This is a genomic window from Methanobrevibacter sp., assembly GCF_045586545.1.
Taxonomy (GTDB): domain Archaea; phylum Methanobacteriota; class Methanobacteria; order Methanobacteriales; family Methanobacteriaceae; genus Methanocatella.
In genome coordinates this window covers 1-15461 of sequence record NZ_JAZNAN010000040.1, presented here as the reverse complement: position 1 = coordinate 15461, position 15461 = coordinate 1, and the positions used below count along the sequence as shown (strand labels likewise).

15 protein-coding genes are annotated in these 15461 nt (G+C 35.0%); 4 read left to right on the top strand and 11 right to left on the bottom strand.

All coding sequences use genetic code 11. The features are described from left to right. Positions 1-77 precede the first annotated feature (77 nt). Positions 78-1688, top strand: a complete 1611-nt coding sequence (locus ACKI3D_RS03680) for a hypothetical protein (RefSeq protein ID WP_407392407.1) — start codon at positions 78-80, stop codon at positions 1686-1688. A 45-nt stretch (positions 1689-1733) separates the two neighbouring features. Here ACKI3D_RS03680 and ACKI3D_RS03675 read toward each other — a convergent pair whose 3' ends face one another. Together ACKI3D_RS03675 and ACKI3D_RS03670 are read right to left on the bottom strand one after the other, a co-directional pair. After that, the gene (locus tag ACKI3D_RS03675) at positions 1734-2198 is read right to left on the bottom strand and encodes a hypothetical protein (protein ID WP_407392406.1); all 465 of its coding nucleotides are present in this window, start codon (positions 2196-2198) and stop codon (positions 1734-1736) included. Between the two features lie 8 nt (positions 2199-2206). Continuing rightward, positions 2207-3877, bottom strand: coding sequence for a glutamate--tRNA ligase (locus ACKI3D_RS03670; protein ID WP_407392405.1), 1671 nt, complete (start codon positions 3875-3877; stop codon positions 2207-2209). Positions 3878-3966: 89 nt separating this feature from the next. Between ACKI3D_RS03670 and ACKI3D_RS03665 the strand changes: the two genes are divergently transcribed. Continuing rightward, a complete protein-coding gene (locus ACKI3D_RS03665) occupies positions 3967-4983 on the top strand; it encodes an aldo/keto reductase (protein WP_407392408.1) in 1017 nt (338 codons plus the stop codon). Beyond that, positions 4980-5807 carry a class I SAM-dependent methyltransferase gene (locus tag ACKI3D_RS03660; protein ID WP_407392404.1) on the top strand — a complete coding sequence of 276 codons (828 nt, stop codon included), beginning with the start codon at positions 4980-4982 and terminating at the stop codon, positions 5805-5807. The genes ACKI3D_RS03665 and ACKI3D_RS03660 overlap by 4 nt, the downstream gene beginning before the upstream one ends. A 2-nt stretch (positions 5808-5809) precedes the next feature. On the opposite strand, the gene ACKI3D_RS03655 is transcribed toward ACKI3D_RS03660, so the two are convergent. Both ACKI3D_RS03655 and hcp read right to left on the bottom strand, forming a co-directional pair. After that, positions 5810-6139 (bottom strand): cupin domain-containing protein, encoded by a 330-nt coding sequence (locus ACKI3D_RS03655; protein WP_407392403.1) that lies wholly within the window; start codon positions 6137-6139, stop codon positions 5810-5812. A gap of 3 nt (positions 6140-6142) precedes the next feature. Next, the gene (gene hcp / locus ACKI3D_RS03650; RefSeq protein ID WP_407392402.1) at positions 6143-7450 is read right to left on the bottom strand and encodes a hydroxylamine reductase; all 1308 of its coding nucleotides are present in this window, start codon (positions 7448-7450) and stop codon (positions 6143-6145) included. 120 nt (positions 7451-7570) lie between these two features. On the opposite strand from hcp, the gene ACKI3D_RS03645 reads away from it, so the two are divergent. Then, positions 7571-8356: a TrmB family transcriptional regulator gene (locus tag ACKI3D_RS03645; RefSeq protein WP_407392401.1), complete on the top strand. Its 786-nt coding sequence runs from the start codon at positions 7571-7573 to the stop codon at positions 8354-8356. On the opposite strand, the gene ACKI3D_RS03640 is transcribed toward ACKI3D_RS03645, so the two are convergent. The 7 genes from ACKI3D_RS03640 to ACKI3D_RS03610 all read right to left on the bottom strand — a co-directional run bounded on the left by ACKI3D_RS03640 (position 8351) and on the right by ACKI3D_RS03610 (position 15299). Then, positions 8351-9847, bottom strand: a complete 1497-nt coding sequence (locus tag ACKI3D_RS03640; RefSeq protein WP_407392400.1) for a putative glycoside hydrolase — start codon at positions 9845-9847, stop codon at positions 8351-8353. The two genes, ACKI3D_RS03645 and ACKI3D_RS03640, sit on opposite strands and share 6 nt — an antisense overlap. A 36-nt stretch (positions 9848-9883) precedes the next feature. Next, on the bottom strand, positions 9884-10675 hold the full coding sequence (locus ACKI3D_RS03635) for an ADP-ribosylglycohydrolase family protein (protein ID WP_407392399.1): 792 nt from the start codon (positions 10673-10675) through the stop codon (positions 9884-9886). Positions 10676-10979: 304 nt separating this feature from the next. After that, positions 10980-11801: a nicotianamine synthase family protein gene (locus tag ACKI3D_RS03630; RefSeq protein WP_407392398.1), complete on the bottom strand. Its 822-nt coding sequence runs from the start codon at positions 11799-11801 to the stop codon at positions 10980-10982. A gap of 522 nt (positions 11802-12323) precedes the next feature. After that, positions 12324-12728 (bottom strand): hydrogenase iron-sulfur subunit, encoded by a 405-nt coding sequence (locus ACKI3D_RS03625; protein WP_407392397.1) that lies wholly within the window; start codon positions 12726-12728, stop codon positions 12324-12326. A 9-nt stretch (positions 12729-12737) separates the two neighbouring features. After that, entirely contained in the window at positions 12738-13877 is a 1140-nt protein-coding gene (locus ACKI3D_RS03620; RefSeq protein WP_407392396.1) for a Coenzyme F420 hydrogenase/dehydrogenase, beta subunit C-terminal domain, read from the bottom strand. An 8-nt stretch (positions 13878-13885) separates the two neighbouring features. After that, a complete protein-coding gene (locus ACKI3D_RS03615; RefSeq protein WP_407392395.1) occupies positions 13886-14920 on the bottom strand; it encodes a molybdopterin-dependent oxidoreductase in 1035 nt (344 codons plus the stop codon). A gap of 13 nt (positions 14921-14933) precedes the next feature. Beyond that, positions 14934-15299: a pilus assembly protein gene (locus ACKI3D_RS03610; RefSeq protein WP_407392394.1), complete on the bottom strand. Its 366-nt coding sequence runs from the start codon at positions 15297-15299 to the stop codon at positions 14934-14936. Positions 15300-15461: the final 162 nt, after the last annotated feature.

Genomic DNA, 15461 nt, shown 5'->3' with positions numbered 1-15461 from the left:
AAAGATTTTCGATAAAAATATTTAAATTAATGAATATTACATAAATATATAATAATAAAATTTTAAGGGTTGGAAATATGAATATACTTACTATTGTACTTTGGTTAATTATTGCTGCAATCGGTATAATATCAATTATACTCGTTAAAGGGCACTATAATGGAAAACAAATTGGAACTGGTGGAAAAGAAAAACTTTCTGAAGGAAATGTCTTTGATGACATAATATCTAGCGGAAAAAATAAAATTAAACCAGAACACAATGCCGAACCAACAACTAGTTTGTACCCGAATTCAGCCCCAAATTATCAAGATAACACTTATATAGAACCTCAAAAAGTAGAATATGAGGTCTTTGACACTATAGAACGTGATGACACCGATATAAATTATGAATATAAAAATCCAAATCAAGTGCTTATCGATTATGGAAACAAAGTAGAAAAGTTTCAAGAACCAATCAAACCAAATCAGATGGATATTATGACTCAGAATAATAAAGATAAAACCGAATTAAAAGATTTATTCACAATCGATGAATTAATCAAAGAATCAAAAAGAAAAGACAGTGAAAGAGAAAAACAATCCCAAAAAATCTCTAGTGATGATGAAGATTTAGAAGAAATCAAGGAAAGCATCAAAAAACATCAGCAAGAACAAGGTGAAGAACCACTTATTGAAGAAATAGTAGAACAGGAAATCAAAGAAGGAACAATAAGTGAAATACTCAATGAAACTGAACCTGCTGAAGAGAAAATCACCGATATCGTCAATGAAGAAGTGGCTGAAGAGACAGCCAGCGAGGTCATTGAAGAGGAAGAAAAACCTATCGAAGAAACAATTAACACTTTAATCAATGATACTGAAGCAGAAGAGGTTAGTGAAAATGTTGAAGAACCAACCCCTGAAATCGTTCCTCCTTCAACATCACAAAAAGACATTGAAGAAGCAATCACCACCGCTTCAGAAGAAATCGAGGAAGAAGTTGAAAGCATCTCCGAAAGCGACAATATTACAGACATATTATTAAATGCAGATGACGATTCCCAAGACATTCCTAACGAAGAGATAAAAGAACCAACCCTTAAAACTCCAAATAAAATTGAAGAAGTCAAAGCTGATCCTAGTCCAATAGACGACAATAAAATGGATTTGGACTACAGAAAAGATTTGGATAAAATTGCAAATAAAATCAAAGGTTCTAAAATCTTCCAGGATGTTAAAGACAAAATCGTGCAGGAAATCGGACAGGACGAAACCGAATACACTCCTGAAGACGAAAGCTACATCAGAAACGTTAACGAATTTGATGAATTCGAACCAATCATCAACGAAACTCATGTAGACTTTGATGCAAGCTATGAAGACTTGCACACTTTAGGAAACGATGCGACATTAAGAGAACAAAATACTCGCAGAGTCTTCAAAATGGCTAAAAACACAGTTCCAGAACCTGAACTTGCAACAGAAAAGGTTGGAACCATAAAGAGCAAGCCTTCAAGAGACAATATAAAAATCAACCTGAACAATTCCGAAGTCGTGCTTAAAAAAGGAGATGAAATTATATTCAACCATGCTGGCGAAACCTATTCCAGTAAAGTATTCGCCATTAACGGCGATGACATCTCTGTTAGGTACAGACGCAAAGATATTACAATCAAACCACAAGACGTGAAAAAGATATACTAGATATCTTTTTTACATTTACTATTTTTTAAAAAAAAGAAGATTAAATCATTCCTGATTTAATCTATAACTGCCGTTTTCCACAATATATTTTGGAACGCTAATTTTTAAGGAACGAATAATGTTCAAATAAAAACCATCAAGCTCCCTATCGGCATATGGATATGTGAATTCAAAAATGTAGAGATTGTCATCCTCCACATATAAAAATTCATTGCGTCTGATTTGGTTTTCCCCATCTGAAAAAGATGAAACAACCATATAATAAAGGTTTTCATTGATAATGATAAAATCTGAAGTAACCAACTCGATTTTATCATTGTTTTTTAGATTTTCTTCAATGCCATTCATTATCTCCGGAAGTCCAGATAATGTTGGAGTGGTAGAAAACTTAATGGACATTGGAATTTTGGTGTTTACCAAATATAAATCTGTGAATTCATCTTTAGGAGCAATCTGTTCAAAATCTTCAGGCAATTGAAGAGTTGAATAACCATTTGTAAACATTGTCATTTTTACACCTATTTATGAGCATAGTAAAATACTAGTTCATCATCCTTAATTTCATCGAGGCGTGCAAATCCAACCCTTTCAAATTGAACGACACTGCCCACTTCCAAATCACGCAGTGCACCTTCACCAAAACCAGATTTTACAGATGCATCTTCCATTACTATTTTAACATTAACATTGTCTTCAACCGGCACCCATTGGATTATTCTTGCTTTAACTGCTCTTGCATCTTCAAAGGAAGTTGAATGATAAGTTACATTATCGCCTGAAATTTCAACATTGACGGCATCCATCAATCTGAATAATCCATCCTTAATGTCCTGTTTAGCAAGATAGGCGCTTCCATCAAATAGCAATATCCTATTTCCCCTATCCAAATGGTCGGCATGCAACGGCCTTTCAATAGCCACTTCGCCATCACTGTAACCATCAACAGTAATTTCAACAGGTTCTTCACAGAAGAAGTATCTGTTGGCTACAGGTTCCAGGAAATTACGGTTCAATCCATAGATTTTCTTCCAGCTGATAGCTGAATCCGCCATCTTAACACCGATTTCAGTAATTAGGTTATAGATGGTTCTTGGGTCGATTCCACGTCTTGCAATGGCTCTGAGAGTTCCAAGTCTAGGGTCGTCCCATCCGCTATAGGTTCCATTTTCTATTCCTTCCATCGCTTTTGAGGTACTCAATGCAATGTCCTCCATCTTGAGTCTTCCATAGTGGATATATTCAGGCACGTCCCATCCCATGGCATCATAGAGATATTTCTGTTTTTCTGTGTTTGCAAGGTGGTCTTTTCCTCTTAAGACATGAGTCAATCCCATCAGATGGTCATCCACTGCAACAGAGAAGTTCATCATCGGATAGATTCTGTATTTTGTGCCTAAACGAGGGTGCTCTTCGTCAACCAGTCTCATTGCAACCCAATCCCTAATTGCAGGGTTCTTATGGTTTATATCAGTTTTTACTCTTAGAACCGCTTCACCGGCTTCCATGCTGTCGAATTTTTCCCATAATTCCAAATTCTCTTCGACGGAATTGTCTCTGCATGGGCAGGCTTTGCAATTGTCCTTGAGTTCCTTGAAGTCCGCTCCGTCACAGGTACACATGTAGGCTGCTCCCTTTTCAATCAGCTGGCGGGCATAATCATAATAGGTTTCAAATCTGTCTGACTGATAAATCACTTCATCAGGATTGATTCCAAGCCATTTCAAATCTTCAGGAATCATCTCATAGGCAGGTTCATAGACTCTCTTTGGATCTGTATCTTCAATTCTTAAAATTAATTTACCGTTGTGCCTTTTAACATATTCCGCATTTGGAACTGCAGCACGGGAATGTCCGATATGTAGCGGTCCACTTGGGTTTGGAGCAAATCTCAAAACAATGTTTTCATGAGTTCCCGGAAGTTCCTGTAAACCAGTTTCTTTAGCTTTTGGCTTTTTAGTTTCAACTTCAATGCCCAAGTTTTCCATTTCTGAAGCTTGCTCTTCAGGACTTAAAGCATTTACTTTCGCTACAATCTTGCCGGACATCGGTCCAATTTCCTTTGCCCTGCTTCTAAGTTCCGGTTCATTTGCCATGATTGAACCCATTACTGCTCCAGGATTTGCGGAGCCCTTATGTTTAGCTGCATTTAATAAAGCATGCTTGTAAATAATTTCTTCTAAATCATTCATTTAATCATCACAATAATAAGTTAATTATAAAAAATAAGTAATATTATTTATTTAATTGAAGATATATAAACATTAAGAATTATATGGGTATTGATAAAATGAGGCTGGGAAAAACAAATCTTGAAGTGAATAAAAACGGTTTTGGAGCGCTTCCAATCCAGAGGAGAAATGAAAAAGATTCCATTGAAATACTTAAAAAAGCATACGATAATGGAATTGACTTTTACGATACTGCACGCTTTTACACAGACAGTGAAGAAAAGCTAGGAAAAGCCTTTGAAGATGTTCGTGAAAACATCTATATCGCTTCAAAAACCGGAATGGAAACCCCTGAAGAATTTTGGAGTGATTTGGAAACCTCCTTAAAAGAATTGAGAACCGATTATTTGGATTTATATCAATTTCACAACATTTCATTCTGCCCAAAGGCCGAAGATGACTTGTATAAGGCAATGCTTGAAGCAAAAGACCAGGGTTTGGTTAAGCACATTGGAATCACAACCCATAAGATTACCCATGCTCATGAAGCATTGGATTCTGGATTATATGAAACCCTGCAATATCCATTTTCATATTTAAGCGGTGATGAAGAAATCAAACTAGTCGAAAAATGCAAACAGCTGGATGTCGGTTTCCTTGCAATGAAAGGAATGGGTGGAGGATTAATTAAAAATTCAAAGGCAAGTTATGCTTACATGAATCAATTCGATAATGTCCTGCCAATCTGGGGAATTCAGAAGATTTCAGAACTTGACGAATTTCTATCATACGACGAAAATACCGTTTTGGATGATGATTTAAGACTGGCTATTGAAAATGATAAGAAGGAACTTGGAGTAAACTTCTGCAGAGGATGCGGATACTGCATGCCCTGCCCACAGGAAATCAACGTCAGCTTATGTGCAAGAATGTCACTCTGGATAAGGCGTTTCCCAACCGAACCAAATATGGATGAAAGAACCCAGGAGATAATGAAAAAGACCCTTGACTGTGTTGAATGCTACGAATGCGTGGACAAGTGCCCATATGAACTTGACATTCCTGAACTTCTGAAGGAAAACTATGAAGACTACATGAACGTTTTGGAAGGGAGAACAAAAATATGAAACAATGCATTGAAAACCCAAATGATGTCGATTGGGCAAGCTTTTGGGCTGAAAGACTAACCGGTAAAAAGAATAAGGACTGGGATAAGGCAGCGCCCGGATTTTATAAAAGAACACGTAAGGATGACTATAATTCCACATTGTTTGACATGCTGATTTTAGATGAAAACGATACAGTTCTCGATGTCGGATGCGGAGAAGGATCAATTACAGTTCCCCTTGCAAAAAAGGTAAAAAAGGTAATTGGAGTTGACTCATCAGCCAAAATGCTTGAATACCTTGAAAAAAGAGCCAAAGAGAATAATGTTGACAATATCGAGACAATACTAAAACCGATTGAAGAAATCCAATATGAAGAAATTGGAGATGTTGATGTCGTGGTCTGCTCAAGGTCCCTGAATGCAATCATTCCAATTGAGGATGTCCTGTTGGAACTGAATAAAATCGCAAACAAATACGTTTTCATAACTATTTTCGGTCCTGAAAACAAAAAGATTGAAAAAGATTTTGATAAGGAATTAGGCATACAAACAGAGGATTTTCCGGACTACAACTATTTCTTTAATATTCTGTTCAATCTTGGAATCTATCCCAACGTTCAACGCTTCGACCTGAATAACTACCGCGAATATGACAGTATCGATGAAGCCGTTGACAACGGCAAATTCAGACTCGATTTATATTCTGATGAAGAAAAGGAGCTTCTTAGAAAATATCTGGAAAGAATCCTAACCTATGATGAGGAAACAGGAAAGTATTACAACGTTAAAGATAAAGCTGATTGGATAATGGTCTGGTGGAAAAAAATAGAAAAAATAAAATGAAATTAATCACTTTTAATCATGGTCAATATCATTTTATATGGACTGTTTTCTGCCTGAAGTGCATGTGGCTCATTAGCTGGCATGATAATAATCTCACCTGCTTTAACAGTGTTTTTTACACCGGAAATTGTAATTTCCGCTTCACCATCAATTACCTGAACCATTGCATCAAAAGGAGCAGAGTGCTCTGATAATCCCTGGCCTTGATCAAAGGCAAAGAATGTTACTGTTCCCAGCTCTTTTTTGATTACTTCACGGCTGATTACACTATCATCCTGATAGTCAACTAATTTTTGGATATTTAAAGGTTTTGCCTTAATATCCTCGATCATTGCTTATTCCCCCATAATGGTTTTGATATCAGCTATTGCATCGCCAGTTGTAGGAGTCAAGTTGTAGTTTTCAACCAATACATTCAATATGTCTTCATTACACCATGCAGGAAGTACAGGTCCAATCCACATATCGGTTTTGCCCAAGTAGAGCAATGCCCAGAGTACTGCTGCAGCCTTTTGCTCCATCCAACTGAGTACGATAGTTAACGGCAATTCATTCAATTCCATGCCGAATAATTCACATAATGCAACTGCCACATCAACAGCAACAATTGTATCATTACATTGACCCACATCAAGCAATCTTGGAATGCCTTCAATATCTCCTAAATCCAAGTCATTGAATTTGTATTTACCACAAGCTAATGTTAAGATTACTGTATCTTCAGGCAAGTTTGCAACGAATTCCCTGTAGTAGTCATTGTGTTTTGCTGCCTTGTCACATCCGCCGACAACAAAGAATCTTCTGATTTTACCTTCTTCAACTAATTTTTTGATTGCATCTGCATGTTCAACAATAGCTCCTGCACTCCAACCGGTAGTGATTGTGGTCAATTCTTCAGGTTCTAAAGATCCTAAAGATTTCGCACATTCGATTACTTCTGAAAAGTCATAATCTTCAATGGTTTTTACACCTTCAAGTTTAGCTACATCCATAGTGAACATTCTTTCCTTGTATGAATCCATTGCAGGCAATACACAGTTGCTGGTTCCAACAATTGCAGCATTGTATTTTTTGAATGTCTGTCTTTGATCGTGCCATGCTCCACCAAGTTGTCCGGCCAAGTTTTCATATTTGTTGAGTCCAGGATATCCGTGAGCAGGCAACATTTCGGAGTGGGTGTAGACTTTAATATCGGTTCCTTCAACTTGCTTTAACAATTCCTCTAAAGCTTTTAAGTCGTGACCGGTTACTATAATAGCTGGCCCTTCCTGTGCACCAACTTTAACTTCGACAGGTTGTGGTTCTCCGTATGCTTCAATGTGAGCATCTTTGAGGAGTCTCATTACATCTACACTTACTTTACCTGCTTCCAAAGCGAGCGCAACCAAATCGCCAGCATCGAAGTTGACGTTGGTCAATGTAGTGTATAAACCTTTAGTCAGGAATGCATCAATTTCAGGATTGAATTTTCCTAAAACGTTTGCATTGTAGTTGTATGCACTGATTCCTTTCATTGTAAAGATCAAATTATCCTGTAATCTTGCTACAGTTGCATTTTTACCGCAAACACCTTTTATAGTACATCCAGAACCATGAGCGGTCTGGGAACATTGATAACAAAACATATCTAAGCCATCTGACATTTTAATACCTCTTTTAATAGTAGTTAATCATAGTTTCATTTAAAGAGTATATAAAGATATTGTCACTATTCAAGTAGTAAAAGTGGTAAACTTATATATTTCTTAAAACATAGTATAAACATGGACGATAATGTAGCTATACTTAAAGGATTAGGATTGACAATGTATGAAGCTCAAGCATATGTAACCCTCACTTCATTAATCTCATCAACGGCAAGTGAAGTGTCCGAAAAATCAGGCATTCCTCGCAGTAAAATATATGATGTTTTGAAGGGGCTAATCGAGAAGAATTTCATTGAAGTTGAGGACGGAAGGCCACTGACATATAACGTGAAATCTCCGGTTGAAGTGTTGAGCCGTGAAAAGGAACGTATTGACGGGGAGATTGACGATACCATCACAAGACTGACATACATATATGAAAACGGAATGAGTCAGGTCCAGGCACCAATCTGGAGAATATATGGTGTTGAAAAGATTATAGCCCAAGAAGTGGAAATCATAAAAAGATCCAAAAGCTCCGTGAACATGAGAATAGGATTTCTCTTTGAAGGGGAAGGCGAAGCCCTTGTTAAAGCCTTTAAAAGAAAACGCAGCTTAAATGTGAACATCCTGGCTTCCCCGACATGCTACATAAACGATGAGGAAGTGAATATCATCAAAATGTTCAAGGATGCCGGCATCAACATCAAAAAGGCAGACATTCCATTTGTAAAGGTTCTGATTTCCGATTCAAAGGAAATGATGCACACATATACCAAATTTTCGGAAGATAAAAGGAATGTGATTCCCGAAACGGCCATTGGAATCTGGAACAAATACGAAGACGTGGCCAGAAACTATGATGAAAGGTTCATGAACCAGCTTAAAAAAATGAAAAATAAAAAAAAGAAAGAAAGATTATAACTTATTAAAGTTCAAAAATTGAGACAAACCCCATCTGAATAAAACAACACCGCTGGCCTTACCTTTCATGGCATACTGCGCATCCTTAAACAGTGCCTTATAGGACAATTTTTTCACATTCCAATCTGATTTATAGGTTTGAAGACCTGACCATATCAAAGCGCCATTGGATTGCTTTGTAAATGTTTTGGTCGTTTTTTTAATCCATTTGCTGCTTGCATGGTAATTTCCCTTATAGACCATTGGAATTACAACATCCAAGTATTTTGATAATGTTGGAATGTCCTGACCATAGTATTTTATCATATCATTTGGTTCAGGCATTACGGCAGCAGACATTATGCACTCTGAATTCACTGCCCTGACTTTAGTGCATGCCTTTTTAACAAAATAATTAATGGCCTCAGTTCCATTTTTGAATTTATAGGCATTTCCACCATATCTCAGATAATCAAAATGAATGCCGTCAACACCATCAAGAGAAGCATAATATTTGGCTTTCTTAATTATGCTGTTCATCTGCTTCTTGTTATAATTGCCCTTTTTGCTTGCGGCATGAATGTATTTTCCATCCTTATAAAATACAGCCAACCAAATATGAACTTTAATGCCATACTTATGAGCCTTCTTAATCCATTTCAAAACTTTTGCTTCACCATACTTGGAGAATGCCGTGTGCTGAAGGAAGATCTGTTTGGTTCCTAATTTGGAAAGCTTTTTAAGGTTTACCTTTTCCATATCCCATTTATTAACCCAATATCCATTTCCTGAATCGAGTTTAGTTTTGACGGTTATATTAAAAGTTCCGTTGCTGGAAAGGTAGTTTCCAGTTTTGTTGAAAGTGTAATTGATATCGTAAGTTCCCTTCTTAAGCTTCAGCTTAATGCTTACGACACCTTCACCATCAGTTGTGAGATTGTAGGTTTTACCATTCACAATAATTACAACAATTTGATTGGAAATCGGATTATTATTTACATCAACCAGCCTTAACTGAAAAATAGATTTCAGACCTTCACGGTAGTTTATGTTCTTATCCACCACTTTTAAATAAGTTATAATGTCAGGTTTGACAAGAATGGTTGCAGTTCCGTTTGATGGTAAATATTCATCATCGCCTGCAAAGGAATAGCTTACGGCATATGTTCCGTTTTTAAGTTTGAAATCAAATACTGCAATTCCGAAATCGTCAGTAGTTTTATTGTATAATTTTTCATCTAAACTTAACCGAACAGTCTTATTTGCCAAGGCAGAACCATTGGATGTTAATGATACTGTGAAATTATCATTTAAATCAATGTATGAGACAACATCATCTGCTCTAATATCAGTAGCTGACCTGTTCACTTCAGCTGTAGCATTATCCAAAGAGCAGATGTCCATGTCTTCATCTACACCATGCACATCAGTTATGTTTTCACTGGCCGAGATTGTAGAAATTGATAAAAATAAAGTCAATAAAATAATAAAAAATATAAATTTGTTTTTCATGGGTATAACCAATTAATTTTAAGTTTAACCCCTTATTTAAATTTTCATGTATTTCTCTTCAAAACGATTGAAAACATTTAACAGATTATTATCCAGTCGATTTATAGCTTCACGTGAAATTCTTTCAGGAACATCATAATATGCTGAAGCAATGCTTCCGGCAATTGCCGCTTGAGTATCTGCATCTCCTCCAAGTGAAACAGCATTTCTGACTGTATCTTCATAGTCGTCAGCTTCTAAAAAGCAAATTATGGCTTCAGGAACACTTTTTGAACATTTCAACTCAAAGGAATACACCGGCCTGATTTCATCCAGCCTGCGGCTCAAATCATAGTCATATCTGACTTCGATGTGCTCTTTGATTTCATCCTTGCTGGCGCCAACCCTTGCAAGATAAATCGCTTCGCATGTTGCAATAGCTCCGTTAACACCATCCGGATGATTATGGGTCACTGCAGCTGAAGCATAAGCCAATTCATGTGCCTCTTCAAAGGATTCCGCTACCCATGCGCAAGGGGAAACTCGCATTGCTGAACCGTTTGACCAGCTTCCATAAGGATCCGGATTTTCACTCTTCATCCAATGTATAAAGCTTCTACCATAACCTGCATGAGAGTACTTGTTTGCAAACGATTTAAGATTTCTAATCAAAACATCTTTTGAAGTCTTATCTTCAACCAGCCAATTAGCAATGGCCAATGTCAATACGGTATCGTCTGTAAATCCTGAATAATTACTAAACAATCTAAAATCTTTAGTTTTAATTCGATTGGATTCATAAGGTGATCCAATTATATCTCCGGCGATAGCTCCAATAATTCCTTTCATGATAATATATTGTGTTAAAATACCTTATAAATTATTGTATTCACTATGAAAAATTGCTTTCACTGCGTAAAATTGATGTCAAAAAGAAGAAAAAAGATTTATATGACCTCAAATATAAGTATACTCGATAATTGCTAGCATTATCAAAAAACACGGAAATTCTTATAGTTTAATCTGAAAGTGAACGCTTCCTTGTACAGATTCATCATGTTACTTAACTATAAGAATTCCAAAAAATTACTTCACAAAATAGAATTCGAATATTGATTCCATGTTTAGCGACATGGAATCTTTAAAAAAAAAATTAACTGATTTTTCTGATTAAAACAGAGGTATTGTTTGTATTTCCTGTTGGAAGCACCATTACCTCCTTGTGGAAACCCCTGGTATCCTTATCAAGAACAGGAGCATATAAGATAGCCCTCATACCAGTGTATGTCCTATAGATTACCGGAGTATTCTCATCAACATACTCCCAGATATTTGCAAATACCCTGTCTTTTGGCTCGGCCAATGCTGCAACCATTAAAATATCATAATCAAGATTTTCAATGACTTTTTCATTACCCACAACAATTTCAATATCTTCGTCAAGACCTAATCTTTTTAAGACTTTTCTGGATAACTCTGCAACGTTTTCTTGCATTTCAATTCCAATACATTTGCACCCATATACCTTGTTAAACATTATCAATGTTAATGGTAGGGGGCCAGAGCCTAAAAATACAAATGTTTTATCTTTGTTAAATCTTACTAACTGACTTTCATTTTCAATTAAACCAATGTATCGATCATAGAAATGGAATGAATCTAGGGTTTCAGTTGGATTATCAGATTCTAAAATTTTTAAAGCATTTTCCGTTTCGAGTCTTGCACCAACGTAAACATAAAACTTCCTAATCAACTTTAAAGCCTTATTCATCTTTTCATCATCAAGAATATGTTTTGCTGAGTCGAAATCGATTGTCTTATCATGAGCAATGATTTCAACATCATCCAATATCTCAATGATTTCTTCAATATTTACATCATCTAGGGCAGAATCGCCGTACTTATCCAAATCACCATAGCTAGATAATTTATTTGCGATTTCTTCAAGTTTTCCCCAATATTTCCAACAACTCATAAAATCACCTAAACTTGATTCATATTTAATTTTAACCTTAATCCTTATTAAAGTTATCTGAATTAAAATTAAAATAATAAGAATATGTTATTTTATATTAAACAAGTTTAAATCAAAATTTGAATAATAAAATGCAATTTGAAAGTATTATAATAATAAAAAAGATGTGAAAAGTATTATAATATAAAATAGAGTATAGCTATCAAAGATTAAACTTCAATAGCTATTGTAGACAGTGAAAGAAACCTACATGAACTTCACATAAATCTCTCTTCTTAAATTATTAATTAAATCTATATCGATGGAGAAAAATAATAACTAAAAATCGTAATGCCCTCAATTAATAGTTATCGGCTAATGATGAATTATCAACATAGAAATAATTAATTTGAAAAATAATCAAATATTGCTATTTAACTATCTTTCTAACATTAGTAACGAATCACTAATCTTAGAAAGACAATTAGGAAGGAGAAGTAAATAGCTAATAATAGCTATTTACATCTTGGCCGGTTTATCTGATTATTCTAACTCTAATGGGCCTAACTTTGTCAAAGTCTTATGAAATTCCTCCATTGTTCTTTGGAATTTTTCACCTTCGGAAGCAGAAATCCATTCATGACGGAATCTTTCTTTTTCAATTCCGAATTCTTCTAAGATATCTTCTACAATTTTTGATCGTCTAGACCATTTGTAGTTTCCAGCATCATAATGGCAATCTCCAATATGACAACCGCCTACAAATACTCCATCAGCACCTTCTTGGAATGCCTTGAAGACCATGGAAGGGTTAATTCTTCCAGAGCACATTACACGAATGATTCTAATGTTTGGAGAATATTGCATACGTGCAGTTCCTGCAGTATCCGCACCTCCATAACAACACCAATTACATAATAAACCTACAATTTTTAAATCATCAGCCATCAAATCACCTCATAACTCAGTTTTTTCCGGACTATATAATGGAGGTTTAATATCATCAGAAACTCCAGCTACATAACCAGTTCTTTCAAAGTATTTTTTCTGTAGTTTATCAAAGATTAATGAAACAGGAATATCCATCGGACATACATCATCACATTGTCCACAGTCTACACAACTGAAACTCATGTGAGACAATCTTACACCCTGGAATGATATTGGTGTAGGTGGGATGTTTTGTACATCCTTAAAGTATGGTTTGTTTAATTCGCAGTTTTCAAAACACCAACAGATTGGACATACGTCACGACATGCATAACAGCTAATACAACGGTTCCATTCATCCATTTCACTAACAGTCGGATACATTGCACTTTGAACTTTTTTAGCCATTTTAATCATGATGCCTTCAACTTTTTCTCTGCCTTGAACAGCGGCATCAGCTGGATTTTTGGTTTCTAAAAGTCCTGCTTTTTTAGCGCCGTCAATTAATTCCTGGCCTTTTTCATCATTAATTTCAATGAATGTCCATCCGTCTTCAGCTCCCCAGTTTCCACAAGCGATGTTTGCTTTTCTAGGGATTTTTACATCACATCTTTGACAGTTTGTACGACGTCCGTAACCTTCGTTTTCTAAATCATGGATTTTTACTGCTTCTTCGGAACCGTCTGCAAGCTCGATGATAAATTGACCTTTGTCAATCTCTTCACTTACAACATCATCAGGGTCTGCTTCGTAGAACAAATCAATCATTTTTCTACCGCTTACAGGAGATACTGTTCCTCCACAGTTCAAACCGATTACATAAATGTTATCTTTATCAATTTTGTGTCTTGAAATAAGCTCTTCAATAGCTCTCATATCACAAGGCTTTGCTGTAACTGCAACTTTTTTATCAAATAGGTATTTTTGTACTAAATCCCCAATCATTGTAGGAGCACAGTGATAAGAACCTGCAGTTTTCATTAAATCCTCGGAGTTGGTTACGAAAGTTGGAATTCCATCATAAACATCATCACATGGACTTATTGCTAAAACTCCATCAACAATTTCTTCATCAAGCAAATATTTGAGGATACTTGTAACAGCTCCGCCACATTCACCAGCTTTAAGTATATCGTCATTTTGAGATTTTGCTAAAACATAACTCATCTGATCACCTATCCATTTAATTTATCAATTATCTCAATTTCACTTAAAACATCTGATTCGATAACTGCACTGAAAGTTTGCTCATCGCCCATTGCATTTACAAATGATCCATCTTTTTCAAGCCATGTTTTAATAGGAACAACAATGTCTGAAATTTCAGTTGTACTGTTTTCACATGGTGCGAAACTAATGATTTTTGATATTTTTCCAAAATCAAAGTCGAATTCTTCAACAATATCATCATTAAATACCAATAAAACTTTAGTATTGTCCAATAATTCAATCATTTCTTCTTTTGATTTTGCATCAACTATGTTTAAAGCACCTTTGGAATTGGATTTGGAAAATACCGGCAATTTCTTACAGGCCAAATCACTGATTTTATCTAAATCCTCTTGAGCATCCACATAATTAAATACAACCACTGATGAATCATCAATCTTATCTGCAGCATTGTCTAAAAATTCCTGAACTGAAGAATTGAAAACCTCATCTGCAATATTAAATGTCACAGATTTATCAGTTTTTCCTAAAGCAAATATTTTAGCTCCATTTTGTTTAGCATGAACAATTCTTCTTCCGATTAATGGATTTTCGTATAACAAATCACCGATTACAAATACATTGCTTGCACTTTCAACATCATCATAAGATGCAACATCGGCAAAATTATTTAGATTGTCTGCATAAAATCCTATATTAAAACCTTTTGATTCAGCAAAGCTTTTTATTGCTTCAATTTCATCCATACTATTATTACCAGAACAAATTACAGACACTTGAGAAGAATCAGCGACACTTAATTCTTTTAAAACACTTTCAATAGTGCCATCAACATCTGTTTGAGAATTAGATACAACCGCATTCTCAAATTTGTTTTGATAAATTTCTAAGGAATTTCTTCCATTTAAACAATTTTTACCAGCGTTAACTGGATGTCTTTTATACGGAAAAGTTCCAACAATTTCTCCATCATTTAAAACAACATTAATACCGCAACCAACACTACAGGAAGGACATAATGTGTGCTTAATTTCTAACATAATACATCACCAATTAATTAAAAAGAGTATTTGGAATATTTTCACTGCCTATATTTGATAAATCGCCATGATTTGATAAAATATGAGTTGACTCTCTAGTTATAGAAATCATATCCATTAAAATATTACATGCCTGGTTAAAGATTATTTGTGAAACTTCCTCTTGTGCAAAAGTTTCAAACAAATCTAATTTCAAAATCCCTTCTATTTTAAAGTTTAGAGTGAAATTCCCACATGACTTTAAAATTATATCAAAATTTATTTGACTTTGATCAGTATTTTGATATTCAATAGCCCAATCAATATCAAGATTTAATTTTGAATTTCTCGGATTGAAATCTTGTCTAATCATTCCGATTTTCTGCATATAAATTTCCATATTACTCCCCAACTATTTTTATTAATAATTAATAGCCAAATTATCTAATTAATAAAATTTAATTAAATAATCTATAAAATTATAAAAAGTAATAAACATATAAATGTTTTTAAAGTATTACTCTTGAATTTAAATCCCAAATCTAAAAATACGGTTATCCAA

Bases quoted from the DNA above. Each gene is read 5' to 3' on its own strand.
- hcp (WP_407392402.1), bottom strand. From the start codon at position 7,450: ATGTCAGATGGCTTAGATATGTTTTGTTATCAATGTTCCCAGACCGCT.
- ACKI3D_RS03615 (WP_407392395.1), bottom strand. From the start codon at position 14,920: ATGTTAGAAATTAAGCACACATTATGTCCTTCCTGTAGTGTTGGTTGC.
- ACKI3D_RS03625 (WP_407392397.1), bottom strand. From the start codon at position 12,728: ATGGCTGATGATTTAAAAATTGTAGGTTTATTATGTAATTGGTGTTGT.
- ACKI3D_RS03675 (WP_407392406.1), bottom strand. From the start codon at position 2,198: ATGACAATGTTTACAAATGGTTATTCAACTCTTCAATTGCCTGAAGAT.
- ACKI3D_RS03630 (WP_407392398.1), bottom strand. From the start codon at position 11,801: ATGAGTTGTTGGAAATATTGGGGAAAACTTGAAGAAATCGCAAATAAA.
- ACKI3D_RS03660 (WP_407392404.1), top strand. From the start codon at position 4,980: ATGAAACAATGCATTGAAAACCCAAATGATGTCGATTGGGCAAGCTTT.
- ACKI3D_RS03670 (WP_407392405.1), bottom strand. From the start codon at position 3,877: ATGAATGATTTAGAAGAAATTATTTACAAGCATGCTTTATTAAATGCA.
- ACKI3D_RS03610 (WP_407392394.1), bottom strand. From the start codon at position 15,299: ATGGAAATTTATATGCAGAAAATCGGAATGATTAGACAAGATTTCAAT.
- ACKI3D_RS03635 (WP_407392399.1), bottom strand. From the start codon at position 10,675: ATGAAAGGAATTATTGGAGCTATCGCCGGAGATATAATTGGATCACCT.
- ACKI3D_RS03680 (WP_407392407.1), top strand. From the start codon at position 78: ATGAATATACTTACTATTGTACTTTGGTTAATTATTGCTGCAATCGGT.
- ACKI3D_RS03645 (WP_407392401.1), top strand. From the start codon at position 7,571: ATGGACGATAATGTAGCTATACTTAAAGGATTAGGATTGACAATGTAT.
- ACKI3D_RS03620 (WP_407392396.1), bottom strand. From the start codon at position 13,877: ATGAGTTATGTTTTAGCAAAATCTCAAAATGACGATATACTTAAAGCT.
- ACKI3D_RS03655 (WP_407392403.1), bottom strand. From the start codon at position 6,139: ATGATCGAGGATATTAAGGCAAAACCTTTAAATATCCAAAAATTAGTT.
- ACKI3D_RS03640 (WP_407392400.1), bottom strand. From the start codon at position 9,847: ATGAAAAACAAATTTATATTTTTTATTATTTTATTGACTTTATTTTTA.